The following is a 25,368-nucleotide window of genomic DNA, read 5'->3' as shown; positions in this document are numbered from 1 at the left end:
TTGCCCTACTGCAACGATGTCTCCAGTTCGCCCAGTCCATCAATCCAGACGCGGATACTGTCGCCGCGCTTCAGGAAGACTCCCGATTCCATGCCAACGCCGGCAGGCGTCCCGGTGAGCAGCACATCGCCCGGATACAACGTGAGCCGCTCGCTCAAGTAGGCGATCTGCTCGGCAACCGTGTAAAGGTGATTGGACGTATTCGAGTTCTGCTTGAGTTCGTCATTGACCCAAAGCTTGATATCCAGCGCTTCAGGGGACGCCACGAAAGCCGCGGGAGTCAGGTAAGGACCGAGGGGACAGGAGCCTTCAAAGCACTTGTGGCCGATCCAGTCAAAGCGGAACGGCGAACTTGCATCGACCTGCTCGCGACGCAGGTTGTCGCGTGCCGACAGGTCGTTGGCAATGGTATATCCCGCTACACAGTCGAGCGCGTCGCCCGGCGAGATGTTGCGGCATGCCTTGCCGATCACCACCGCAAGTTCAGCCTCCCAGTCGAGCATTCGCGTGTGCGAGGGATAAGGCAGCGCCTGGCGGTGGGCGGACAGTGTTCCCCGGCCGGCCTTGATGAAGTGCCACGGCGGTACGCCATCGGCCTTCGGATCTGTCGTCAGGTCCATATTGACGGCCTTTGCCATGGCCACGACATGGTCGCGGTAGTTCGCCCCTGCCCCATAGATGACACCGGGCTGGCTCAGCGGCGGCAGGAAGCGGATCTGTGCGGGCTCCATCGTCTCGGCGGCCAGCGGCAGTTGCGCAATGAAGCGCGCAATGCGTAGCTGCGCGGCGGGCCAGTCCTGCAACAGGCCGTCAACGGTGCCTGCGGCGAATTGCACATGCCGGCTGTCCGCGTGCACGCCGACGTTGATCGTGCCATCGCGGCCTTCGTAGTTGAACAGTTGATATTTCATTTCACCTCACTGGTTGGGGGATTCTGGCGCTTACGTGTCCGCCAAACCAGCCGTCCTGGATGATGTCAATGTATAAACTGGCGTAATGCCCGGCCAGAACGCGACCGGCACCGATGCGGCAGGCGCAAACGGCTCGACCGGGGCATGACGGCCGCCACTTCCTGCTGGACATGGCAATGAGCGTGGCCGCGCGCGCCAAGATTCGCAATGCACTAGCGAGGGGCTCGAAATTGACGGGGCTCCCGCCCGGCGAAAGCCGTAGGTGACCTCACTCGCACGGCTGGAGCGTGGCCTACGCGGACGTTCAGTCAGATGCTGGAAACCATCCGAGATGGGCTCGATCAGTCGACAGCACTGAACTGCGCAGATGTCGCATCTCATGCCTTCAACGGACATTCAACAGCCATGTTTGGGGGTCGGAGAAGGGTCGGTCGGCGACCGTCTGCGGCACAGTTTTCGAGGCACGCGTTGCAGCCCGACTGACGGAGACATCAGCGAAGATCTGCAGCGCGCGCAAACTGATTCTACCTTCGTTCGAAAGGAGATGATCATGGAGACGTCGAATTCACCCGTGACCCCGCGTGCGCCATTGAATAAGGGTAAGGTCACCGGACAAAAGCCGCCGCTGAAGCTCTGCGAGATCTGGGCGATTCGTACAAGGCTACAGATGTCGTCGAATCTTCGTGAGCTCGCACTGTTCAATCTTGCGATCGATAGCAAGCTTCGAGCGTGTGATCTCACAAGGCTATGCGTACGAGACGTTTGTCAGGGCACCCGCGTTAGTATCCGCGCGATGGTGATCCAGCAAAAGACGCATAGACCGGTTCAGTTCGAGATTACGGAGCAGACCCGCTCAAGTCTTGAGGGCATGGATCGCCCATCGCGGATTGCGCTCGTCGGATGCTCTGTTTCCGAGTCGGATTCACGCCTCGGCCCACCTGTCCACACGTCAGTACGCCAGGCTCGTACATCGCTGGATCGAGTCCATCGGCTTAGATGACACGGCGTACGGCACCCACACCATGGGGCGGACCAAGGCCGTCGCTCATCTACCGTAGAACCAAGAACCTTCGCGCAGTGCAATTGCTGCTGGGCCACACGAAGCAGGAGAGCACGGTTCGCCACCTCGGTATCGAAGTCGACGACGCGCTTGAAATGGCTGAGCAGACCGAAGTGTGACAAACCTCTGGCCGGCGAGGGGAGCGCTTGCCGGCCAGCTTCTGCCGCTCAATCCTCATGCATCCACTGGCCGAAGTTCCGTCAAAGCGGACAAACGCCGAAGATAGGCGAAGAGCTCTCTGGCCCAGTCCTGCTTGCCTCAAACATTGAGGTTTCTCCTACGGCGAAATTTTCGTAGGAGAGTGTCTGACAACAACAACGCTTCTGGCATCCTCGGGGTGCTCGGCGCGCAGGTTCCACAGTACCCTCAAGAGAGCCTCCTCACATCGGGGCAGAGGTAGTACTGTGGCTTTCAAGCGAGCTTGCCTGGCGCAATGGCGACAATCAGTGGAGCGTCATGGAACGAACTCAGGATGCCTGACGCCCGATCGCGATCACGCTCGGCCATCCGTCTGCAACTTCAATGCGCGGAAGGACGCCCGAAGCAATGCTCCGCCTAACCGCAACCTTCAGCTTGGCAACATCCCAACGTCCCTGCTCGATGGCGCCTAGAGCATCGCCAGTGACTGCGAATCGCCCACCACAGGCAGCACAGCGATAGATGCGGCTACCACGCCCGCGATCTCGTTGGTCGACCCAGCGTCGCGCAAGAACGGCGCATAGTAAGCAAGGGACGGCTTCGGTCGTACTCATAGTCTGCCCCCCGGTCGATTGCCCAACCCGCCAGATCGCGGGCCTAGAGAGTTGCCGCATATTCCCCACAGCATTCGGAATGCGCCACTGCAAGAGCGTGCCTTGTGGAATGCACGCCTCATTCCCCACCTTGATGGCCAGTGCACAGAGTGGGAAGGCATGCCAGCATGCGCAATACCCCGGAGGCGAGCCACCCCTAATATGCTTCTGATCGCAGTCGCCATGCGCTCCAGAGTTCAGGGGGCAGCATCAGGAACGACAGGATAGAAATAGCCAATCCTGTGGGCGCCTCGTGATGTCCCCGCAGTCGCCAGCGGCATTGCCCTAAGTTTCATTTAAGAAACGTGCCCTGACGAGGTAGAACTGTTTGCGACACAACAGAACCATTTCACGCGACGACTCAGCATGTCGTTGTCCCCGCTTTGGGGGTAATCCCGGCAACGAGCCCCTTTCCAATCCCGCCGTACAGAGTCATCCTTATGGCCAATGCCGCGCACTAGTTCCATTGTGTAGCTTCTTCATACAACCCGCCGATGAGTGTTGGGGCAAGTGAATAACGAGATCAAAGCTCTGACTGAGCGTTGAGGCATATGGCCTCTTGGGGCGAGTCTCCACATTCAGAGTCCACGCACCGGCGAGCTGTACCTTTCATTCACCCGGGTTTCTCTTGGCCGAACTCTTCCTTGGTCATTTGCATTGTTGTCATGGCATCGACAGATTCCAAAATGCTGTGACGGCTTTTGGCCTCTAGCCTCTGTCGAGGCGGAACGCCTCGCTCGCGTCTGTGCGGTTCCCGCCCAAGGGACTTAGCGCGCTCAGGCGCGCCCAGGATAATTCGCTGGGCCCAGGCCGCCGCTAGCGCTGTCGCTGCTTTACTCGTGGAGCGATAGCGGCCAATGTGGTGGCATTCCACCGCTTCCGATTCGGCACACTAACTCTGCACGCCATCCTGCGCGAGGATCCGGCAATATTGGGAGGCCCAGTAACTGGGGCGCCTAAGGGGACGGCTCCTCCATTCTGGTCGCCACCATCAAACGGACAACAGGCGCACTAGGCTGTTTGCATGATGGGCTCTGGCGCTCTGGTGCGCTACGCTGGCAGTACAGATCACACCACTGAAGCCGGGGGGACTATCATGGGTGAGCGGTATCCACGCGAGCGACACGCGGCGGCTGGCCTTGCGCTGTGCGAGGCGCCGGCACAAGACATAGAAGTTGCATCAGTGCCATCGCGGCAGACACAGCAACCCAGGAGGACATCCGCCGCGCATTCCGGCACTTCCGACCTGTATTTCATTACTGGCCGCCGGGAGCCGCCTGCCGCAATGAGACAGCTGACGGGAGCGGACGATCCGATGCTGGGTTGCCTGTTATTGCTGAACCGGGCCTTGCAACGGCCTGTACCGTCCGCTGTACTACTCGAAGGGCTGCCGCTGGAAGGACAGGGCCTGACGTTTCCGCTCCTCTGCGCCGCGGCGACACGCGCCGGCTTGTCGACCCGGCTGGTAGAGCGGGAGCTTGACGATATCGCGGACACCTCGTTGCCGGTCATCCTGTTGCTGGGCAAGAACCGACCGTGCGTTCTGCTTCAGCGCTGCGAACACGGGCGGTTTTTGGTCGCCTTGCCAGGTTGGGACGGCGGGGTGCAGGAAGTTAGTCGCGAGGACTTGCTGTCCCAGCACAGGGGGCACGCTATTTTCGCACTGCCTGGATTACGGCCTGAAGTGTCGACAGAAATCGTCCAGCCGTGCCCGTCGCCGGGTGCCGTTCTGCGGCAGTCATGGTTGCGCCATTGCGAGCGGCTGCTTGCCTCGTCGCTCAGCGCACTATGCCGGCGCCGCAGGCACCCGGCTGAAGATGTGGTCCGCGACGGTGGCTAGAAGCCGGGCGCTTCGATGCATTCTAGCCTGCTGGAGCCAGCCAACCCGGCGTGGCGCACAACACTGGCGCGCTGCCACCATGACTGCCACCACACGCCCGGCTGGTACGCCGCTGCGCAGTGCATCGACCACGGCAGCGCCGCTGCCGTCCGCGTTACTGACGGCACTCATATACTGCTGGTTCCCTTGGTGCGCCGCGCGATTTCCCGCGGCACCTGGGACGCAACCACGGCCTATGGCTACGGTGGCCCGGTACTGAGCGCCGGGGCACCGGCGCAATTTGCCGACGAAGCACTGGCCACTGCCACGGCTCTGCTGCGCGAGCGTGGTTGTATCTCCTGGTTTATCCGCCTGCATCCGCTGCTCAATGCAGGCTGGGACAGCCCTCTGGGACGCGTGGTCAACCATGGCACGACCGTTTCGATCGACCTGTCCAAAAGCGCAGATCGACTGTGGCAGGAAACGCAGAAGCGCCACAAGGAAGGCATTAGCCGCGCTCGGCGCGCGGGCGTTACTGCGCGGCTGGACCGGGACTTCGCCACGCTGCCGCGCTTCATCGAGCTGTACAACTGGACCATGAGACGGTTGGGTGCCGCGCCTTACTACTTCTTCCACGCGACGCACTACCAGATGCTGGTACGTGCGCTCGGCGGCGATCTGCTGCTGTTCGTAGCCGAACAGGCCGACACGGTGATCGGCGGGGCTTTGGTCACCGTAGCCCGCGGCACCGGCATCATGCAGTATCACTTGGCCGGATGGGACCGGGCGTATCACCATTACCAGCCCACCAAGACGGTTATCCACTCCGCACGCGAGTGGGGCCGCGTCAACGGCCTGCGCTACCTTCACTTAGGCGGCGGCCTGGGGGGCTCGGCCAGCGACTCGCTGCACGAATTCAAACGGGGCTTTTCGCCCGACACGCATGTGTATCGGACCCAGCGCCTGGTGGTCGATCCCGACCGCTATGTGGAGTTGTGCGGCGGTGACGAATCAACGCTGGAGGATCTGGACAGCTACTTCCCCGCCTACCGCGGCCCGGGGGCGCGTCTCGGCCGCCGCGCCGCACCGGTACAGGCCGGGCGCTCCTAGATGTTGCGCGTCGCCTTGGCTGGCACATATAACCGACCTAAAAAAGCGAGGCCGGGAATGCTCGTGTGGGCAGGCTCCTCCCGGCCTCACAAGACATTGCTCGGACTTGCCACACTTGGTAGCCATGTGCCCCCGCGCGCTACTGGCTTGACGCAGCGCGTAGCCGCGCTGTCGCTTCCCGCGCTGCGTTCGCCGCCGGGGGCTGCGACGTCCAACGATTGGAGGCCGCTGGCCAATTGAAACGGAATGCGTCGGACGTGAAACGTTCGAAACGCAAGATGAAGCTCTCGCCGCCGGAACCGAACGCGCCAAGGAGAAGCAGGTCGAGTTGCTGGTCCATGTCCTCGACGGCAAGGTCCTTGAGCGCAACTCCTTCGGCAACGAGCCACGCAACGTCAAGGGTGAAGCGGTGGTGCGACGCTTTCTCGTGGGTGGGTGTTTTGGAAAACACGGCCCCGAAAAATGCGACCCTTCCAGCGAGCTAGCGAGTCACTGGAGTCAATGCGGTGCGATATTCGAAATGCTCAGTGCGAATCGCTCGCGTCTCGCTTACCGAATAGAGCATTGAAGGTTTTCCGTCGCCCTGACCGGCGGCGGCTGGCTGCGTGTTACGTTGTTCCCACTTCCGCCGTTCCGCGGCTCTCCTCACCGAAGCGGATTCCCAGTTCCACCTGCTCATGGATGACGGAAACCTGACAAAGAGGGCCGAGATGCCAAGTTGCTACGGCAAGGCAGCGTAAAAAAAAGGGCATTTGCCGATGCCGCTGCAAAGGGATATTGGGTGGCCGCGGCGCACATCTCTTTTCCTAGTCTGGGGCATATCCATCGTGATGGGAATGCATATAGCTGGGTACCCACCAACTACGGCAGCGGTCTCTAACTCAAGAGGTGTGTCCAAAACAGATTTTTTCTTTCCACGAATATAGAAAAGGAGGCTTCAAAGGGAGCCTCTTTTTTCGATCAGGAAGGACTTGATGTAGAAATAGCGGAGCAAACTGACGTGTGACAACCTGACAGCCGGCGAGCGGTCGCTTGCCGGCCAAGAACCGTCATTCCATGGACGACATACGAACGATCGAGATGGGTCGAAGAGCGTCCGTTTTCACCGCCACGCCCAGGCATGCGTTAGCGCCTGCCCGCGGAAAATGAACCGCCGCCCTGTACCCTAAGTACGAACAGCGTCGAACTGCGGCAGGGATGACGTTGCCAGTAGCAGTCCAGCCTGCACCTGATCAGACTCCGGCGCCAGGGGCAACTTGAATGGCCGGGCGCATGGAGGTGGATCGATAGCAAGCTTCGAGCGTGTGATCTCACAAGGCTATGCGTACGAGACGTTTGTCAGGGCACCCGCGTTAGTATCCGCGCGATGGTGATCCAGCAAAAGACGCATAGACCGGTTCAGTTCGAGATTACGGAGCAGACCCGCTCAAGTCTTGAGGCATGGATCGCCCATCGCGGATTGCGCTCGTCGGATGCTCTGTTTCCGAGTCGGATTCACGCCTCGGCCCACCTGTCCACACGTCAGTACGCCAGGCTCGTACATCGCTGGATCGAGTCCATCGGCTTAGACGACACGGCGTACGGCACCCACACCATGGGGCGGACCAAGGCGTCGCTCCTCTACCGTAGAACCAAGAACCTTCGCGCAGTGCAATTGCTGCTGGGCCACACGAAGCAGGAGAGCACGGTTCGCCACCTCGGTATCGAAGTCGACGACGCGCTTGAGATGGCTGAGCAGACCGAAGTGTGACAAACCTCTGGCCGGCGAGGGGAGCGCTTGCCGGCCATCTACGGACGTTGGCTTATGCCGTGACGCCGACGCTCAAGCGTCAGTTCCACCCGGCTATCGGACGCCTGTGCGGAAGCGCACATACTGTGACGAAGCTTTTCCATACCGTCTTCAACGTTGAAACCGCGCATCGCGGAAATGCACCGGAGACGATTTTGGCATCACTACTTTATGGTGCCGATTGGGCCGGCGGGCTGGTGTTGGCGGTCGGAATATTCATAAGTATCCTGATCGCCCTGGAGCTCGGCCGGCTGGTGTGGCAATGGCAGGTTTCCTCCGGTCGCGAACCGGAGACAACGGGCGTCAGCGCGGTCGCAAGCGCGATATTCGCACTGCTTGGGCTATTGATCGCCTTCACCTTTTCCGGGGCGGCAAGCCGCTTTGATATGCGGCGTACGCTGATCGTCCAGGAAGCCAACGATATCGGCACTGCTTACCTGCGTCTGGATCTGCTACCGCCACCAGCACGTAGTGAGTTGCAGGAGATATTCCGGCAATATCTCGATGCCCGGCTTGACGCCTATCGAGCCGTCCCAAACCGCAAACGCGTCGAGGCTTCCTTGGTACGTTCGGACGTGCTGCGTGAACGCCTCTGGACAAGATCCGTAACGGAGTCCCAGCGAACCGCTAGTACGGCGGCCACCATGCTTCTGTTACCAGCCCTCAATGCAGCGTTCGACACGGCATCGACCCGACTCGCAGCAACAAAGGAACATCCACCCGTCGTCATCTTCGGCATGCTTTTCGCGCTTTGCTGGGTTGGGGCCTTGTTTGCGGGCTATGGCATGGCCAGCCGCAGTCCTCGAAACTGGTTGCATGCGCTTTTTTTCGTGGCCTCGCTGACGGTGACACTCTATGTCATCGTCGACTTGGAGTTTCCGCGGCTGGGCATGATCCGCGTTGACACTTTCGATGAGGTGTTGCAGGAAGTCCGCAATGGAATGCGATGACCATTGACGCCAGGAAGCCTGCGCCCAGATGGTGCAAAGATGGTGGTCTGTGGAAATGTTAGATTTGTGACACGTCTCATAGCACAATTCTGTGCATGAAACGATCCTTGCATCCGACCCGGACCGTCGCCATGGGTTTCCTGCTGGCCATCATGGCAGGCAGCGTACTGTTGATGTTGCCTTGGTCACGCGTCGATGGCGGGAGCGCGCCCTGGCTCACCGCATTCTTTACCGCAGTCTCGGCGGTCTGCGTGACTGGCCTAGTTATCGTCGACACGGGAACTTACTGGTCCGGATTCGGATTCGGCCAAGCGGTGATCATGGCACTGTTCCAGCTTGGCGGCTTTGGGATGATGACGGCCTCCACCCTTGGGCCTGATGGTCAACCGCTCGCTGCGATTGCGTGCTAGGTTGATTACCCGGGTTGAAACCCATTCGATCAGTTTGGGTGACGTCACCGGCGTGGCGAAGCTGGTGCTGGTGGTGACATTGAGTTTAGAGGCGATCATCGCGGTATGGCTAGCCTCGATTCTGTAGCAACTTCCCACGCCGATGCACGCGTAGCCCCTTCAGTCGGACGCCGCCGCAGTAGATTCGTCGGCTCGTTCCATGCTCGGTCTTCGGCCCCTGGCATAAATGAAACCCCAGGTCAGCCCTATGGTGGCAGCTATCGCCGATGCCAAGAGCACGCCAAGCTTGGCAGCCCCAAGTAGGTTGACATCCTCGAACGCAAGCGTGGCGATGAATATCGACATCGTGAAGCCGATGCCGGCCAGTAGTCCAACCAGGCATACGCCGCGCCAGGTCACGTCGGGCGGCAACTGGCACCAGCCCAGGCGTACGGCCAGCCAGCTGACCGACACGATGCCGAGAGGTTTGCCTACGACCAGTGCAAGGACAACACCAAACATCGCGCCTAGCGATCCGCCGCTAGTGAGATCGACGCCATCAATGCTCACTCCGGCATTTGCCAAGGCAAAGAGCGGCATGACAAGGTAGGCGACCCAAGGGTGAAGCGCCATCTGTACACGGATCACGGGCGGTAGTAGCTCCCGCTGGGCGTGACGCAGTTGCTTAAGCGGTGCCGCGATGTGTTCTGGTTTAGGTGTCCGAGCGGTCGCGCGAGCGCGCAGATCAAGGAGCGCACGCATGGCCACATCCAAAGGCCGTTCTCGCGTGCGACCGGGCAGTACCGGCGTCATCATGCCAAGCACGACGCCAGCGAGCGTCGGGTGGGCACCGGTCTTCAGCATTCCCAGCCACAGAATGGCCCCCGGTACGACGTAAGCATAGGCGGTTCCGACGCCGATCCATTGCAGCCCCAGGACCATTAGAATACCTGTACCTGCAACAAGAAACCCCCCATAGTCCAACCCGCCCGAGAAGGCCACTGCGATAATCAGGACCGCGACAATGTCGTCGATGATCGCCAGCGCGAGCAGGAACACTCGAACGTTGCCGGGTATGGATTTGCCGAGTAACGCGAGCACCCCGACGGCGAACGCGATGTCAGTAGCGGTTGGCACCGCCCAACCCTGGCGCTGGGGCATCTCTGTGTTTATCGCGAGGTAGATCAACGCGGGGACGATCACGCCACCAAGCGCCGCAGCCATTGGCAGGGCCGAAAGGCGCACGTTCGCCAGCGCTCCCTCATGGATTTCGCGCCGGATTTCCATCCCAACGACGAGAAAGAAGATGGTCATCAGGGCGTCGTTGATCCAGAAATGCAGGGATTGCGATACCAGATGGCTACCTATCCCGAATGAGAGCGGGGTATGCCATAGGGCGTGGTAGCTGTGGGAAGCGGGGGAATTCGCCCAAAGTAGCGCGATCCCGGCGGCGGCGAGCAGGACAATGCCGCTGACGGCCTCGATATGAAGAAAATGTTCGAGCGCCGAGAATGCCTTCTCGGCTAAAACTTGAGCACGCGGCAATGGTTGCCGTGGTGGGGGCGGTGGGGGCGGGAGTCGGTCCACAGTCATAGAGCATTTGCGTTGGCGGCCCGACCAACGCATTAACCTGTCTCACTGCGACGTGCAGCGTAGACACCCTATCGGCGATTGTACATGAGCTGCCGACAAGCGACGGCACGACAACATGCGGTCTGTGACGGCAGCCGTCCCCCTGCGCTAGCAGCGGAACCCGCAGACATGCACTGCTGCAGACTCACCTCTATCGCGTGTCACCGTGGCCGCACTTCAGTCATGGCCATGGTGCTTAGGCACCAGCAAGACCGGAACGGGAGAGGAAGCTAACACGCGCGCTGCCACCGACCCGAGGACGGCCGACAGGAAAGCGCCCCGGCCGTGCGTGCCCATGACGATGACGTCGGCTCGGCACGCTAGCACCACGTCTACGATTCGTGGCGCTGGCTCACCAATGCAAGCATGTTCGGTCACCGCACAGTGAGCCGCCTTCAGTAATGGGCGAATTGCCTGGAATGCGTTATCTGCGGCCTCGTTTGCCCACTGATCGATCTGGGGCTTCGAGAAATATGCCTGCGCCCTGCCGCTGATATCGGGAAACGCGTGCACTAGGTGCACTTCCAGCGGGCGCTCAAAGAGACCGGGAGAAACCAGTCTTCTCGCGGCTCTAATGCTGTATGGCGAGCCGTCGCTCGGTAGCACGACAATGGTCATCCCGGCCTCCTATAGCAACGATTCAAGCTTACGTAAGCTCTTCCGCCTGTGATTGATTCACGTCAAAGCAGCACGCTCTCAAACCTGTAACCAGGCAGAACCCGGTGTACCACCCGCGCCGGAGTACGTCGCACACGTACCTGAATGTTACCCCCGGCATGGCCCGACTCCTTGCTGTCGATGGAGCGGTCTCCGATCGCTTCGTGCTAGGCACTATCAGCCGCCGTCCGACAATAGAAAAGCTGTCGACAATGTTGACGAGGGCTTCAAGAATGGGTGGGCAATCGCGGCGACGTCCGAAACAATGCTCGCAAACAACGCGAGGTTATCGAAGCCTACTTATTGGTGGTATCGCGTCGGTGCAACGTTCGAAGCACTCAGGACTCCTAAAGCGGTAAGTAGAGGATCAGCCGCAGATGGCGGCTCTTTCGTGCGCCGCAATTAGCCTGGTTCGGTGCTCATGGAGCCAGCAGGAAGAAAGTCATGAGTTTGCGCGACGTCCGGGCCCGGCACGTCAGCCAGTAGCGACAAGAAGATCGTTGAAGAGCGCCGGCCGGCGTGAGGCTAGGTCAATGTCGTCCCCGGCCAAACGGAACCTGGCCGTTGGCTGCCGGCAAGGCCGGCTCAAACCAGGCGCTGGCCGCCGTCGATGTGCAGCGTCTCGCCGTTCATGAAGTCGTTCTGGATCAGGAACATGACGGCGGCGGCAGCCTGTTGCATAGGAACGATCTTCTTCAGCGGCAGCCGTGCGCTGAGCTCCGTGACATAGCCGCCGCTGGCGTCGCCGAGCGTGCGGCCCAACAGCGGGGTGTCGGTGGTGCCGGGTGAAAGCGTGTTGAAGCAGCTCGGGATCCCGCTGTTCATCCGCACAACGAGGTCGTTGCGCCTGACCCACGAGGGCGAGGGGTTGCGCGAGCGCGCGATGCGCCTGTTGCACGAAGCGGAGGAAATACAGCAGGCCGCGATTTCCACTAGAAACGGTCCTTCCGGGATAATCCGCGTGGCGGCGCCGTATCCGATCGGCGTGCATGTGCTGGCACCGGCGCTGGTGCTATTTCGCGCGCGGCATCCCGCCCTCGCGGTCGACCTGCGCATCCGCGACCAGATGGCCGACCTCGTTGCCGAGGGCATCGATATCGCCATCCGCGTGGGCGATCTCCCGAATTCCCGCCTGATCTCGCGCCATCTGGCGCCGCACCGGATCTGCGCGTTTGCCGCGCCCGCGTACCTGGCTCGGAAAGGCACGCCCACGCGCCCGGAGGAGCTGGATCGGCATGACTGCGTGAAATTCCGCTTCCAGAGTTCGGGCCAGGCGTTGCGCTGGCCGTCTTCCGTGGATGGGGAGCTGGTCGAGATTGCTCCGGATGCGGGCATCGTCGCGGATGTAAGCGACGTGGTGGCGTCGATCGTCATCGCCGGCGGCGGGATCGGCATCATGCCGACCTATCTGGCGGCGACGCATGTGATGCGAGGGGAGCTGGTCCCGGTCATGCCGCGGTTAGCGGTCCCTCGCGCGAACATTACCGCGCTATGGCCCGAGAGCCGGCGCGCAAGCCCCAACGTGCGGGCATTCCTCGACTTGCTGGATGAGGTATTTACCGCGCCGCCAAGATGGGATGCGCTGATCGACGGCTTCGGGGGGGACGAGGGAAACGGCTGATGGTAACCCCGCCGGGCTACTTGAGTCTGTACTAAAGGCAGATAGCAGCGCGCCGCGCTCTTCATCAGATGCGAGGCGCACCGCATTTGCCGGATCGGCCGAGGTCAGCCACGCCAGCGCGACACGACGCGCCGGCTCCTCGCCGGGGTGCGGCGTCGACGGGCCAGGCCGATTCCCGCTGCATGCTGCCCAGGACCCGGTGATGGAAAGGGATCGACGCAAGTGAGATGGCTGAGCACTGCAAGACTGGCCATGTTAAGGCGTGGCATAAGGTCGTACCGCCAGCATGTTTTCAAAAGTCGGCACGGGCGTGCGTTCTGTGCACCGCCTGGTCTCTTCGTTGAAGTTGGCCCGTGAAGCAGTGAACCTGTCCTGAGACAGCAACGTCGTGTCGAAGGTAGGGCAGGAGGCACGGTCTACGATCACAGTCATCCACCAACCTGCGCGGTCGTCCGGGTCCGGCCAGTGGACTAAACCGCTCGCGCGGTAGCCCTCCGGCCATTGCACAAAGTGACTGAACCGCCTGTGCTGTTCCCTATGTTGAGGATCGAGGCAATTTGCCTCGATCCTCGACAGGAGCACAGCCATGTCAATCCCGACGCCTACCATCAGCCCGCCGCGCCAGCGCATGATCGAGGACATGCGGATGCGCAAGCCCCATAGTTGAACTGCCTACGAACCGGCGCAGACAACGGTTCAAATCCAGAGCAGTCACTTAGAATCTGGCCGCCCTTCACGCCAGACTAATGTCGTCTGGCTAACGGCCGGACACAAGGAAAAGTGGCCGCGATCACCGAACTTCCGTATCGTCTTCTTGCCTCAAGATCACCGGCTATTTGAAATCACACCACTCATGTATTTATTTAAATCTCGAAAATCTTGAACAGTCCAAGAGTGCGGCGCCAGCCTCACACCATTCTCTTGCAAAGTTCTTGGAATCAAGTCTCCATTTGGACGAAGTATCACCGATGAAACAATAACACCAGGATAATCATTGAGTCGTCTTTTGAAAGCGGCGGTTGTCAGATCAGGTGTGGGAGGAATGCTTTTCTTGGCCAATGGCCCTGTCCCTTTGAGGTCTGCTCCATGGCATATGGCACATCTCTGCGTAAAGAGATTTTTCCCATTAAAATTTTGCGCACAGGATAGTGATGTTTGAGTTAGCACCACAACTCCTAGCGAAGCGATACATAATGCTCTTACTTTCATTTGGCCTTATTGTATAAATCAGATCATAATCGAGAGCAAATACCGGGGAGCACCACTGCAACACATGAGGGCCACGACACGCGACAGCTCGTCGGGCCGCCAAGCCGATCCCTGGGCAACCCGCCTCGCAGGCGGCGGCTCGGCGCACTCAGTCATGTTCCAGCGAGAGTTAGGTGCGCTGTCCCACTACCTGCGCCCGGCCACGCGAGCTCCGCCCTCCCGGTTGCGGCACACCGCTAGTTAGCCTATGTCTTCTACTGTGGCCGCCGCGACGGCACACGGCTCGCCATGACGGTGACTTCGACTAGCCATCCCGGCGGCACCAGCCGCAAGACTTCGGCTCGCGTGCGCACCGGCACGTTGGGCTGCTTGTCTGTTCCGAAGTATTGCTTATAGGCGCTCGAGAAGCCGGTGAAGTCTGGCTCGCCCGTGGCCGGGTCTGCCACAATCAACGCCTGCATGGAGACGATGTCGCCCATGCGATAGCCGCGATCCTGGAGGATGCGCTCGATCTGGCCAAGCACGCTGCGAGTCTGGGTTGCGGTGTCGCCATAGGAGGCCGCGGTATCGGGCGGCGCCGAGGCATTCGCCACCGTGGGCCCCACGCCGCTGAGCACAAGCAGCTGCGCATTGGCGGGAATCTCGATCACCTCCGCGAACTCACGCGCCCACGGTTCGGTCATGTGCGCCGGGTTGCGATGCCTGACGATCTGCTCGGCGGCGTTGGCATTGGCGATGCAGAGCGCCGGCACAACGAGGGTGGCAAGGGCCGCGATAGAACTACATGATAGCAAGCGTGCTGTGCGCATGGGCAGGGCCTGGGAAGTAAAGGATGAAGGTCCGGACAACGCGGCGTTGCCTTGCCGGACCGTACAAAACGAAGAACGCATATGCGAAGAACGTGCTCGCGTTCGTCTCGACTAAATCGAGTGGTCGCCCCTTGGGCGGACAAATAACTCCCGCTGCCTGGTCCACGGAGGGAGTTCGGTGTGCATTTCATCTCGAACAGAAGGCGGCGTTCGTCCCACTCACTCTTTAGACTACTCATAACTTCATCATCTCATCAGCCGCATTGAGAATCCGATTGGAGGACTGCTGAGCACCGCGAACAATGCTGTCCACGTTGTAGGCTAGCAAGCGACCGCTTCTCTTTATTATTCGGCCATCGACTAACACCGTGTCGACGTTGCTGGCGCTGCCGCTCTGCACAATCGCCGTTTCGATATTGCCTATTGGCCAGATGTTCAGATCCTTGGCCCGCACCAGAATGATGTCTGCGCGCTTGCCTTCAGTGATCGATCCAGTGATGTCGCCGATCCCCATCGCGATGGCTCCATTGATCGTCGCCATCTCGATCACCTCTTGCACGCTGACCGCCCTTGCCCGCTCGCTGGGGGTGCCAACCCAGGGCACCCCGAGGTTCCAGGTGAAACGCATCATTTCGAACATGTCCGGTGGGGCAATGGACGTCGCGTCGCTCGACAATGAGATAGTCAGCCCCGCGGCACGCATCGCGAACAGCGCAGCCCGGGCATCGCCCGTGCTGCTGAGCCGGAGTTCGGAATGTGTCGCAAAGGAGAGCGGTGTCTTCGTGCGCGCCATCGCCATCAAGTCCTCGGTCGTCGCCGGGACGTAATGCGCGATCATAAAATCGGGGCCGAGGTAACCGCGCCTCTCGTAGTCGACAGCATCGACATTGTTGGGCGACTCCTGCGGCGCGTGGATCGCTACGGGAAGCCCACTCTTCTTGACGAACTTCATTTCCTCGTGAAAGACAGCATCGGTGCTCTGTTGCGGACCACGCAGATTCAGTCCCAGGTGCACCAAACCTTCGAATGGGGAGTTTGCACCGAACCATTTGCGCTGGACGCGCGCAAGGTCGCCGAACCTGTTCACCTCGTCTACCGGGAGCTTGTCAATGTGGCCGTACGAGTAACGGGCCCTCAGCAGAGAGTGCTGGTGCGCGCGAAGTTCGGCATCCGCATGGGCCGCGGAGCGGGTGTTATGCGACCAGTTGTGCACGGTAGTGGTCCCGCCGTTCGCTAGTTCGGCGCACGCAAGGAGCACGCTGTTGTAGAAGTCCTCCGGCGTGTACAAGGCGGATGTGGCGCTCTTGGCCGGGTAGTAGGAGAAGCCGCCGTTCCGCGCGGTGAAGCTGCGTCCGATCGCGCTCCACATATGGTAGTGAGAGTTGACGAAGCCGGGCATGACGATCATGTCCGCGGCATCGATCGTCTGCGCGCCGGCCGTGCTCAGACCCCGACCGATCTTCTCGATCACGCCGTTTCGAATCAAGATGTCGGCGCGTGGCATGACGCCATTCTTCCGGTCGACCGTGATGACCATGCCGTTCTTGATCAGGTAGGTGCCTCGACGGGCTCCGGACGCCGCGGATGGCATGCCGCCTCCCGCCGAAGCCGATGCCGAAGCGACAAGCGAGGGGATCCCGGTTGCCGCGACCATCATTGCGCCGGCGACCTTGGCGAATTCTCTTCTGGTTGTTCTCATGTTCCTTTCCGATGCGATTTGGATTGCAGGAAGACGGTTGTGGTCAACTCGTCTCGAGAAAGAATGCTGCGGTCATTGCCAGCCCTGTCAGGACGACGAAGCCACGCACCAGGGCCGGTTTAAGTCGCCGAGCCGTGACGCCGCCGAAATACCCGCCGGCTGTGGCGCCGATCGCCATCCATAGTGCATGCGTCCAGGCGATGGCGCCGCTGGCCGCATAAATGACGACAGCTATCAGCGTCAGGATCACGGAGACGAAGTTCTTGATGCCGTTCATCCGGCTCATGTCGGTGTGCCCGAGCGCAGCGAGAACCGCCAGCAGCAAGATGCCGAGACCGTCGTTGAAATAGCCACCGTAGATCGCGACCGCAGCGATGCAGATGTCCGTGATCCATTCACTGGGGGACTGCGATGCGACGGCTCCTTTGCGCAGAAGCCTTGGCCCACAGGCAAAGAGAAGGGTCGCGGCCAACAGCAACCATGGCACAATGCGCCCGAAGTCGCTGTTCGAGGTCGACAGCAGCAACGTGGCGCCTGCCGCACCACCCAGCACCGACAGCACGCTTAGCCGAAGAAGCGAGGGTGCCATCGGCCCCGACAGATCCTTGCGCTGTGCCCAGGCACCCGCCATATAGCCAGGCAGGAGCGCGGCGGTCCCGGTGGCGTTGGCAGATACCGGCGGCACGCCGACCATCGCCAAGGCCGGCAGTGTCAGGAAACTACCGCCGCCTGCCACCGCATTCAGCGTCCCGGCGAAAGTCGCAGCGCCACCGAGCAGCACCCATTCGGCCGGCGTCATGGCTTACGCACAGGCAAGGACATCCGGTCGGTCCGCAGTAGCACGGTGAGTACTATTCCGAAGACCGATAGCAAGGTGATCTGCGCAAAGCCGGCGGTGCTCCAGCCAAAGCGCGCCGCGATGCCGCCGATGATGTAGCCCGCGAAAGCGCCCGCGCCGTAGAGCGTCGTGACAAAGACACCGGTGGCCCGATTCGTGAGCGAAGAGCGCACGGACTTGATATGGTAGCCGGCCAGGTTCACGTACAGCACGCCACTTACCACCAGCCCCCACACGAATGACAGCACCGATTGGACCAACATGCCCGTCGGCCCCGAGAACAGAAGGAAGCCGAGCAGCCCGGTCCCCGCAAAGCTCAGCGACAACACAAGCTTGGGGTGGAAGCGGTCGCCAAGCCAGCCGCCAAAGATGGAGGCGAACACGCCGCACCCGAAGATACTCATGACGCGACCAGTGTCCGACGGCGTGTAGTGCAGATGCTCGCGCAGGAACGTGGGGTACATGCCGAGGTAGCCATAGATGCACAACCCGCCAATGATGCTCATCACAGTCAAGAGAGCCGTGTTGCGGTTCCACATCGTGGTTGCACCGCGCGTGTCGATGTGCGTGGCGATCGCGCTGGCCTTTTCGGTCATGCGCTTGCTCACGGTAGCCGCGATCAGCGCCATTGCGACAAATCCGGTCAGGCCGAACACCACCAGCGGCAAGCGCCAGTTTCGCTCAATGCCGATCAGGTGCCCACCGAGCAGCGGTCCCACGATGGCTCCGACACCGAAGGAGAAGTTGATGGCCCCAACGGCCGTCGCGCGGAAGCGAGCGAAATAGCTCGCCGCGATGGCGATCACCACAGTCAGCTGCATCGCTTCGCCGATGCCAGTAGCGGCGCGGTAGAGGATCATGTCGGCAAAGCCGCTCGAGTAGGCAGTCAACAGCGTGCCAAGCGAGAAGATCGCGATGCCAATCTGGAGCACGGCCTTGCGCGACCACCGCGCCAGCAGGTAGCCTGTCGGCACCCCCGCTAGTGCCATGCCGAGCGTAAAGATGGTCGAAAGCAGGCCGGTGTCGGCGAGGCCGAACCCAAACTCCCTTCGCACATCTGCGGCGATCAGCGGAAAGATCTGCCGGTCCATCGCGTTGAGCGCATAGGAGGCAAGCAGCACAAGAAACATGCCGATCTCCAATGCCGTGACGGGCGCATCGCTGCGCACGTCTCCGGTCAGCGGGCCGGCCGAAGTCGAGGAATTCACGTGTTGTCTCCTTCTCGTCAAGCGAGAGATTTGTTCGAGTTTCTGGCGATGTACGGATCCGGCTATGAGGCCGCGCGCGCTGCCTTATACCAATCGAGGATCTGTTCTCCCGTCAGGAAGGCAACGTCGTCGTGTGCCCGAATGTGCGCCAGCGCCTCCCGGAAATAGCGCAGGCGGTGTGGCGCGCCCATGATGTACGGATGCACGACCAGCGCCATCACGCGGGCTGAGTCCTTCGCATCGGCGTAGAGTTGCTCGAACTGGTCGATAGCGCGGTCGCGATACTCGCTGGCCTTGTGATGCTGGATCAGCATCATCGCTACATCGTTGCACTCCTGTGTGTAGGGCACGTTCACGATACAGCCGCCATCTCGCGTCCTCAGTTCCACGGGCTGATCGTCGAGCACCCAGTCGCACACGTACTCGTAGCCTTGCTCCGCGAGGATGTCGGGTGTATTCCAGGTCTCGGTGAGCCCCGGTCCGAGCCAGCCGCGGGGGCGCTTCCCGGTGTAGGCGCGAATGGCCTCGGTGGTCTTTGCGATGTCGACCGCTTCGTCGGGCACCTTCTGCATGTTGCGCTGCCCAAAGCCATGGCCGATGAACTCCCAGTTACGCGCCTTCGCCGCCTTGGCGATAGGCTCGTAGGCATCGATGGCGGCGCCGTTGATGGCGAGCGTTGCATTGATCCCAAGCTCGTCAATGACGTCCAGCATGCGCCAAAAGCCGACGCGGTTGCCGTACTCGTGCCAGGCCCAGTTCGGGATGTCTGGCATCGGCGAACCGCCCGCCGGAGGCGTGAGAACCGTGCGCGGCATGGTCTCGTTGATATCCCATTCCTCAACATTGACGATGACCCAAACGGCCAGGCGCTTGCCAGCCGGCAGCGTCAGGGCGGGACGCTCGGAAATGGCCGAAAATGAGATGCGTTCGAGTGGTTTCATGGCGTGTTTCCTTTGACCCGGGACTCAGACGATCTCGACCTGCAAGGGGTCGAGTCCTTCAATACGGCCGATCAACCTGTCACCGCGCTGCACCGGACCAACGCCTTCTGGCGTGCCGGTAAAGATCAGGTCGCCAGGAAGCAGGCGATACTGCCTGGACAGCTCGCTGACGATTTCATGGACGTTCCAGATCATCTTCTCCAGGACCGAGTGCTGTCGTACGTCACCGTTTACCGCCAGGCTCAGTGCGCCCGAACGGAGATGGCCGACCTTCGCCACGGGATGGATGGGACCGCATGGCGCCGAATGGTCGAATGACTTGCCCAGCTCCCACGGCAGGCCGCGCTTGTTGCATTCGCGTTGGCGGTCCCGCCGCGTCATGTCAAGCCCTGCGGCATAGCCAAAGACATGATCCAGTGCAGTGTCCGGCGGCACTTCCGTCGCTTCACGGCCGATGGCAACGACGAGTTCAAACTCGAACTGAAAGTCATCAGTAAACGTCGGATAGGGGACGCGGCCATCGGTCACAATGGCATCGGCCGGCTTCTGGAAGAAGAATGGGGGGTCGCGTTCGTCACCCTCCCCCATTTCCCGGATATGGGCAAGGTAGTTGCGCCCCACGCAATAGACGCGCCGCACCGGGAAGCGTTGATCGCTGCCAACGATATCAATGAAGGCGGGGGTAACGCTCAGGACCTTGGTCGATTGCACGACGCTGTCCGCACTGGCTCTAGGCATAAGGATTGTCTCTGTGTAAGATTATTGAACGGAGTGGCTAGAGTTTAGAGACGCGGTCGTTCGGCCTCAACGCACAGGCTTGCGAAAAGATGCGCAATCCTTACGATCCTTTGCCCCCCACGTTTCCATGCACCGAGCGAAGCCCTCGAACGACCCGCTGCTGCCCCTCCACCACGACGGCGAGAAGGGTGCTGTCATCCGGAACTACACCATGGCGGCCCGGGCGCAGAGCGCCTACTTTGGCATCCACGATCAGAGCAACTGTCTGCCGAACCCGGTGCCGCACCGTCACGAGTACTTCCAGATTTACGTCAACACACTAGGCGAAACCACTCACTACATTGGGGGCCAGCAGCGGCCCATTCGCCCCGGCACCGTAAGCTTCGTCCTGCCGTTTCTGGTTCACTACATTCCGAACGTAGCGGACGGCAAGTTCCACGTAATCAACATCAGCAAAGAGTATCTGCTACCGTCGCTTAACCTTGATGTCTTCGAGTTGTCGGAAGTGCCGCTCGCGCGCGCGCCAGAGCTTGGTCCCTTCCGCTTTCAGCATTGTCTGGATTTTCAGTTCGATGAACTGGACACCGAGTACCTTCAGGAGCTATGCGAGCGCATGGCGCAAGAATCCCAGCAATCGCCCAGTGACGATACGGCCAGCAACTTGCTGATCCGCAGCCACTTGCTAAACCTGATTGGCATGGTGTGGCGACGCCACGGTGACAAGATTCGTCTTTGCGAGAGCAACGGGATGTTGCTGCAGTCGTACAAGCAGTCCGTGCTGCGCTGCATTCGGTATATCACCCAAAACCTTTCGCGGGAACTGACCTTGGGCGACGCTGCGCAGGCCAGTCATGTATCAGCAACACACCTGGCCCACCTGCTGAAGAGTGAAACCGGAAAGACCTTTCTGGAGATCGTGACTGAAAGGCGGATCGAGCGGGCAAAGACTTTGCTGGCTTTCACATCCGCCTCGGCCGCAGAAATCGGGCAAAGCACGGGATTCGGTGAACCAAATAACTTTGCCAGGCGGTTTCGGCAGATCGTGGGTTCGACACCTTTGGCATATCGACGCCAATTCCAGGACGTGGGCGCGCGAACTTGGGTTGAGTAAGACCACCTGTCAAAAGACATAGCAAAGTGGTGAGCTGAGGGCTAGCCGATGAGACTGGCATTGTTGTGGCTTTCCACTAGTCTTTATTTTAAGCTTCTTATTCGTGATATTTCCCTTGTATGTGTACTGCGTTCCGACTGGCCTCAGTATTCCTTGTGCTGCAGAAGCGTATCGGTGATGTCATACCACGACGCCTTGCTGCCGACAAAAACATGGCGCTCGGCCTTCACGCCGGGATCGCTATCAAGCGTACCGAGCGGGAATCCGATTACATCGGGATTGCTGTCAAATCGCGTCAATATGCTTGAGCCACATTCGCTGCAAAATCCCTTGTGCTCGCCAGGCGAGGACTCGTAAAACTTGACGGTGTTCTGCCCGGATACCCATTCCCAATCCCTAATCGCCACCTTGGCTCTCGTGCGGAAGGCCGAGGCATGAAGCTTTCGGCACATCGAACAATGACAATTCAGGACGTCGGTTAGCGGGCCGTGGATTCGGTATTTGACGTGTCCGCAGAGACAACTGCCGTGCTGGGTCATGGGCTTCTCCAGGAAGTGTTGCGATGAATGCTAAATTGGAGAAGATCGTAGGGTGTGCGGAAATTTTGATAAAGTAGCCGCCCATGAATGGATTCTTCATGATTTACGAATAATCGACGATGGATCAGCTGTTCAGCATGCAGGTGTTCTGCCAGATCGTGGACTCGGGGAGCATGGCGCAGGCAGCCCGGGTCCTCGGACTCGCGCCTGCGACGGTGACCGGCGCACTAGCCCGAATAGAAAAACGGCTTGGCGCGCGCCTGCTCGACCGGACGACGCGTCGCATCGCCGTGACCGAGGCAGGCAGGCTCTGGTACAAACACGCGAAGCGCATCATTGAACAGTCGCATGAAGCGGAAGATGCGGTCCGGCGCCTTGCGTCGGAACCAAGGGGTGAGTTACGCGTCACATTACCGCTGGGCGTGGCGCTGACCTTTGTGTACCCGCATCTGGATGAGTTCACGGCACGCTTCCCGAGAATCAGCCTCGATCTCCAGGTTAGCGACCGGATTGTCGACCTTGTGGCCAACGGCTTCGATCTCGCCCTGCGGGCGGGGCGACCCGGGGATTCCGCTTTCTCGGCTCGATGCCTCAGCACGTACCGCCGCGTAACATGCGCCAGTCCCGGCTATCTGGCATCTCATGGCGCCCCCCGGCATCCGACCGAACTGGCACGACATCAGTGCCTGATTTACCGCCATGAACCGCATTCCTCATCTTGGCAGTACCAGGTGGACGGCACAACTATGGCAATTCCGGTAGATGGGGCATTTTCGAGTAACGAATCGCATGCGCTGATTGCATGGGCCAAAGCAGGCAAGGGAATCACCCGGCAGCCCGACTGGCTTGTCGAGCAGGACTTGCTCAGCGGCGGCTTGATTCGGCTGCTGGAAGAGTACGACGAGATTGGTGCATCTGAGCAGCCGGGAATATATGCGGTGTTTCCGAAACCTCGCAATCACCCGAGGAAGGTCGAGGCTTTCGTGAAGTTTTTTTCTCAAAAGATCGCCTCAGCATCCCACCAGTAGCGTCACAAACGGGGCGAGGGTCGTGCGCCATAATCGAGTGTCCTGCTGGGATCGCAGGCGCCCATCGTTTCCTTGACCGGACGGATGGCTCGGATGACAACTATCTCAGTCCAGCCGCGTTTGTCGACTTCCTGCGCTGCATGGCATCGACCGGCTTCCGTTGCCCGCGCCAGCGCGTCGACGGCCATCTGAGGTGAGGGCCGCGTCGACAGGCGCAGAGGCAGGTCAGTGCTAAATCGATAACGCTAAACCGACACCGGGTGATGGCAGCATACGCAAAGCTTGTTTCCATCAGCATCTCGGAAGTATGCGCCGTAGTAGTGAGGGTGATACTGGGCTCTTAGGCCAGGAGCGCCTTCGCAATTTGCTCCGTTTGCGAGCGCGCGGGCGTATGCCTGGTCAACGGTCTGCCGATCACGCGCAAGCAATGCCACCATTTGACCATTCCCACCTCGCGCAGCATTGCCGTCATATGGCTTGCCAATAAGGAACAGCGGCCGCGGTGCGTCCGTTGCCATCCACCCTGCCCATGGCGTGTCGCGCTCGCAGAATTTGAGGTTGTGTCCTAGTTCATGCATCAACGCCGAATAAAACTCAAAAGCACGATCGAAGTCGTTAACGCCAAGAAAAATGTGCGAAATCACTTTGCGTCTCACAGGAGGGTGGTGGCGACGAACATTATCACGGTTGTGAGCATGGGATCGCTCCTAGCCTCCCCACGAAGCGTCAGCCTCGCCGGTCCGATACGGAGACGCAAAATCGGGGCTAATCAAGCGGCAAGGCGATGTTGTTCTTCTGCGGCAATAGATGGATACCGTCGCTCAACGTGCGATCGCAACTGGTCATTGAGCACGGCCATCCGGATTTATGGCAGGTTGTGCGCGCGCCGAGGCCGCCAAGCCATCTGCTGTCGTTTGACGAAGCGCCTGCTCACCACTTGGTTGACGGCCGACTCGACGAAACCTTGCAATGTGCTCCCCATGCCGACAGCGGTCACCGTAGTTCACGATGAAGTGCCGGTTGCTGTCCAGGCAGACGATGACACCTCGAGTTTGACGGGCCGGCCTCAGCGACCAAATTCCACCCCAGGGCTTTCCAATCAACGCAACGCCGGATAGGAGCAGCCGTGCCAGAAGTGCCACGGCGCTATGCCTTGACCAAGGCCGCACGCTTGGCCGCTCTCCTCCGGTGAACAATGTGCGACGACCAGCCCGGGCTTGGACTTGCCGCAACCGACGACGCGATAAGGCCCCGTTATCGTGCCTTATCGCCGCGCCTTGGCCCAGTAAGGGCCGACCGCCTCCGGCCGACGGAAATCGCTTCCCGGCCACAAGCAGCCATCACCCATACCTCAGGAGCGGCCGAGTTCGCCCAATGCAGCCCAAGAGGCATCGCGCAAGCCGTCTATATCTGTCCGCCGACCAAGTCCTGGACTGTCGGGCCCGTGCACTTGCAGTTCGTGCGTTTCCTGGTGATCTCAGGCCGAGAGCGTGCAATGAAATCCAGCGAGCCGCGCGGTGTTGGGAACGTCGATCAGACAGGCCGGTCGCCGATGATGGTCGCTCGCATCATGCGGCGCACAGCCGGAAAGTAGTCCTGGATCGCGTAATGCTGGGTCGAGCGGTTGTCCCAGAAGGCGATGGTGTTGGGGCGCCAGCGCAGGCGCATCTGGTACTCCAGAATCGCGGGCTGGCGGAACAGGTAGTCGAGCAGGTCCTGCTTTTCCGACTGCGACTCGAACGCACCACGCAGCGGATTGCGCGATTTGAAATTGGCGAAGTGCGTAACAAACCCTGAATTCACGTAGAGGATCTTCTCCCCGCTCTCCGGGTGCGTGCGCACGACTGGATGCGCGACGGGAGGAAACTGGCGCTGCTGCTCGGGCGTCATCTTGTCGCCGAACGCCGGCCCGATGTCATGCACGGCCAGCAGGCCCTCGATCTGCTGCTTGCGGTGATCAGGCAGACGTTCGTAGGCCAGCGCCATATTGACCCACACAGTATCGCCGCCAATCTCCGGACACTGCGCGCAGCGCAGCATCGACCCCATCGACGGCAGTTCCCGCCACGATACGTCGCTGTGATAGCCATTTTCCATGGCGGGCTTGCGCTCATCGCCGCCAAGCAGCACGAGTTCGGGAAATTGCTCGTGATGCGGGAACGCAGGATGGACTTCCAGCTCGCCGAACCGGCGCGCCAAGGCCACATGCTGCGCCGGCGTGATGTCCTGGTCGCGGAACACGAGGACCTTGTGTTCGACCAGCGCGCGGCGAAGCGCGGAAATGGTGTCATCGTCCAGCGGCGCCGCCAGGTCGATACTGCCGACCTCGGCGCCCAGCGCCGGCGAGATGCGGCTCACCGTGAACGAGGCATGCAAGGCGTTAGGCCGCACCACCGCAGGGGTGGACACAGTGGGGGACTCGGGGCTGGCTGTACGCATGAGTTGTCTCCGATTCTTGATGGTGATGACATTTTTGACGTACGCTCCGGCCCCGGGCAAAGGGTTCGCCGGGTGGGAGC

The 25,368-nt window shown here is 60.6% G+C and carries 22 protein-coding genes and 3 pseudogenes; 10 read left to right on the top strand and 15 right to left on the bottom strand.

The window, feature by feature from the left end:
• Window positions 1-5 precede the first annotated feature (5 nt).
• Window positions 6-911: a fumarylacetoacetate hydrolase family protein gene (locus I6H87_RS20965; RefSeq protein ID WP_010812556.1), complete on the bottom strand. Its 906-nt coding sequence runs from the start codon at window positions 909-911 to the stop codon at window positions 6-8.
• Window positions 912-1,461: 550 nt separating this feature from the next.
• Here I6H87_RS20965 and I6H87_RS20960 point away from each other — a divergent pair.
• From I6H87_RS20960 to I6H87_RS34470, 7 genes and pseudogenes are all read left to right on the top strand, one after another.
• Window positions 1,462-2,090, top strand: a pseudogene (locus tag I6H87_RS20960) (tyrosine-type recombinase/integrase).
• Between the two features lie 1,957 nt (window positions 2,091-4,047).
• Entirely contained in the window at window positions 4,048-4,602 is a 555-nt protein-coding gene (locus I6H87_RS20955) for a cysteine peptidase family C39 domain-containing protein (protein ID WP_041687970.1), read from the top strand.
• A 15-nt stretch (window positions 4,603-4,617) separates the two neighbouring features.
• Window positions 4,618-5,691, top strand: a complete 1,074-nt coding sequence (locus I6H87_RS20950; protein ID WP_011616598.1) for a GNAT family N-acetyltransferase — start codon at window positions 4,618-4,620, stop codon at window positions 5,689-5,691.
• A 202-nt stretch (window positions 5,692-5,893) separates the two neighbouring features.
• Entirely contained in the window at window positions 5,894-6,259 is a 366-nt protein-coding gene (locus I6H87_RS34820) for a DUF2188 domain-containing protein (protein ID WP_081225792.1), read from the top strand.
• A gap of 714 nt (window positions 6,260-6,973) precedes the next feature.
• Window positions 6,974-7,441, top strand: a pseudogene (locus tag I6H87_RS20940) (tyrosine-type recombinase/integrase); the annotation flags it as partial.
• Between the two features lie 59 nt (window positions 7,442-7,500).
• The gene (locus tag I6H87_RS20935; RefSeq protein WP_231881487.1) at window positions 7,501-8,430 is read left to right on the top strand and encodes a bestrophin-like domain; all 930 of its coding nucleotides are present in this window, start codon (window positions 7,501-7,503) and stop codon (window positions 8,428-8,430) included.
• Between the two features lie 131 nt (window positions 8,431-8,561).
• Window positions 8,562-8,840 (top strand): hypothetical protein, encoded by a 279-nt coding sequence (locus tag I6H87_RS34470; protein ID WP_041687966.1) that lies wholly within the window; start codon window positions 8,562-8,564, stop codon window positions 8,838-8,840.
• Between the two features lie 159 nt (window positions 8,841-8,999).
• On the opposite strand, the gene nhaA is transcribed toward I6H87_RS34470, so the two are convergent.
• The 3 genes from nhaA to I6H87_RS34465 all read right to left on the bottom strand — a co-directional run bounded on the left by nhaA (window position 9,000) and on the right by I6H87_RS34465 (window position 11,933).
• Window positions 9,000-10,412, bottom strand: coding sequence for a Na+/H+ antiporter NhaA (nhaA, locus tag I6H87_RS20925; protein ID WP_051398553.1), 1,413 nt, complete (start codon window positions 10,410-10,412; stop codon window positions 9,000-9,002).
• Between the two features lie 216 nt (window positions 10,413-10,628).
• Window positions 10,629-11,069: a universal stress protein gene (locus tag I6H87_RS20920; RefSeq protein ID WP_010812563.1), complete on the bottom strand. Its 441-nt coding sequence runs from the start codon at window positions 11,067-11,069 to the stop codon at window positions 10,629-10,631.
• 624 nt (window positions 11,070-11,693) lie between these two features.
• Window positions 11,694-11,933, bottom strand: a complete 240-nt coding sequence (locus tag I6H87_RS34465) for an SDR family oxidoreductase (protein WP_058698841.1) — start codon at window positions 11,931-11,933, stop codon at window positions 11,694-11,696.
• A gap of 16 nt (window positions 11,934-11,949) precedes the next feature.
• On the opposite strand from I6H87_RS34465, the gene I6H87_RS20910 reads away from it, so the two are divergent.
• Window positions 11,950-12,729, top strand: coding sequence for a substrate binding domain-containing protein (locus I6H87_RS20910; RefSeq protein WP_232626217.1), 780 nt, complete (start codon window positions 11,950-11,952; stop codon window positions 12,727-12,729).
• An 825-nt stretch (window positions 12,730-13,554) separates the two neighbouring features.
• Here I6H87_RS20910 and I6H87_RS20905 read toward each other — a convergent pair.
• From I6H87_RS20905 to I6H87_RS20875, 7 genes are all read right to left on the bottom strand, one after another.
• Complete coding sequence (locus tag I6H87_RS20905; RefSeq protein WP_010812567.1) at window positions 13,555-13,938, bottom strand: c-type cytochrome; 384 nt, start codon at window positions 13,936-13,938, stop codon at window positions 13,555-13,557.
• 254 nt (window positions 13,939-14,192) lie between these two features.
• Window positions 14,193-14,747, bottom strand: a complete 555-nt coding sequence (locus I6H87_RS20900; RefSeq protein ID WP_011616590.1) for a RidA family protein — start codon at window positions 14,745-14,747, stop codon at window positions 14,193-14,195.
• A 235-nt stretch (window positions 14,748-14,982) separates the two neighbouring features.
• The gene (locus tag I6H87_RS20895) at window positions 14,983-16,446 is read right to left on the bottom strand and encodes an amidohydrolase family protein (protein WP_041687964.1); all 1,464 of its coding nucleotides are present in this window, start codon (window positions 16,444-16,446) and stop codon (window positions 14,983-14,985) included.
• A 43-nt stretch (window positions 16,447-16,489) separates the two neighbouring features.
• A complete protein-coding gene (locus tag I6H87_RS20890) occupies window positions 16,490-17,245 on the bottom strand; it encodes a sulfite exporter TauE/SafE family protein (protein WP_011616588.1) in 756 nt (251 codons plus the stop codon).
• Entirely contained in the window at window positions 17,242-18,492 is a 1,251-nt protein-coding gene (locus I6H87_RS20885; protein ID WP_010812571.1) for an MFS transporter, read from the bottom strand. Before I6H87_RS20885 ends, I6H87_RS20890 begins: the two co-directional genes overlap by 4 nt.
• 62 nt (window positions 18,493-18,554) lie before the next feature.
• On the bottom strand, window positions 18,555-19,433 hold the full coding sequence (locus tag I6H87_RS20880; RefSeq protein ID WP_010812572.1) for a polysaccharide deacetylase family protein: 879 nt from the start codon (window positions 19,431-19,433) through the stop codon (window positions 18,555-18,557).
• A gap of 24 nt (window positions 19,434-19,457) precedes the next feature.
• Window positions 19,458-20,144: a fumarylacetoacetate hydrolase family protein gene (locus I6H87_RS20875; RefSeq protein WP_010812573.1), complete on the bottom strand. Its 687-nt coding sequence runs from the start codon at window positions 20,142-20,144 to the stop codon at window positions 19,458-19,460.
• Window positions 20,145-20,298: 154 nt separating this feature from the next.
• Between I6H87_RS20875 and I6H87_RS20870 the strand changes: the two genes are divergently transcribed.
• Window positions 20,299-21,282: a helix-turn-helix transcriptional regulator gene (locus I6H87_RS20870; protein WP_051398552.1), complete on the top strand. Its 984-nt coding sequence runs from the start codon at window positions 20,299-20,301 to the stop codon at window positions 21,280-21,282.
• 143 nt (window positions 21,283-21,425) lie between these two features.
• Here the strand turns inward: I6H87_RS20870 and I6H87_RS20865 are convergent, their stop codons facing one another.
• Window positions 21,426-21,821, bottom strand: a complete 396-nt coding sequence (locus I6H87_RS20865; protein WP_011616585.1) for a GFA family protein — start codon at window positions 21,819-21,821, stop codon at window positions 21,426-21,428.
• Window positions 21,822-21,940: 119 nt separating this feature from the next.
• Between I6H87_RS20865 and I6H87_RS20860 the strand changes: the two genes are divergently transcribed.
• Window positions 21,941-22,849: a LysR family transcriptional regulator gene (locus tag I6H87_RS20860; RefSeq protein ID WP_010812576.1), complete on the top strand. Its 909-nt coding sequence runs from the start codon at window positions 21,941-21,943 to the stop codon at window positions 22,847-22,849.
• Between the two features lie 245 nt (window positions 22,850-23,094).
• Here I6H87_RS20860 and I6H87_RS20855 read toward each other — a convergent pair whose 3' ends face one another.
• The 3 genes and pseudogenes from I6H87_RS20855 to I6H87_RS20850 form a co-directional block, all read right to left on the bottom strand.
• Entirely contained in the window at window positions 23,095-23,493 is a 399-nt protein-coding gene (locus I6H87_RS20855) for a VOC family protein (protein WP_081225791.1), read from the bottom strand.
• 125 nt (window positions 23,494-23,618) lie between these two features.
• Window positions 23,619-23,996, bottom strand: a pseudogene (locus I6H87_RS34460) (ISKra4-like element ISBte1 family transposase); the annotation flags it as partial.
• 386 nt (window positions 23,997-24,382) lie between these two features.
• A complete protein-coding gene (locus tag I6H87_RS20850; protein ID WP_011616581.1) occupies window positions 24,383-25,288 on the bottom strand; it encodes a TauD/TfdA dioxygenase family protein in 906 nt (301 codons plus the stop codon).
• Between the last annotated feature and the right edge of the window lie 80 nt (window positions 25,289-25,368).

It is taken from the genome of Cupriavidus necator, from assembly GCF_016127575.1.
Lineage (GTDB): Bacteria > Pseudomonadota > Gammaproteobacteria > Burkholderiales > Burkholderiaceae > Cupriavidus > Cupriavidus necator_D.
The sequence above is the reverse complement of the archived record's forward strand: the minus strand, read 5'-3'. Positions and strand labels throughout refer to the sequence as shown.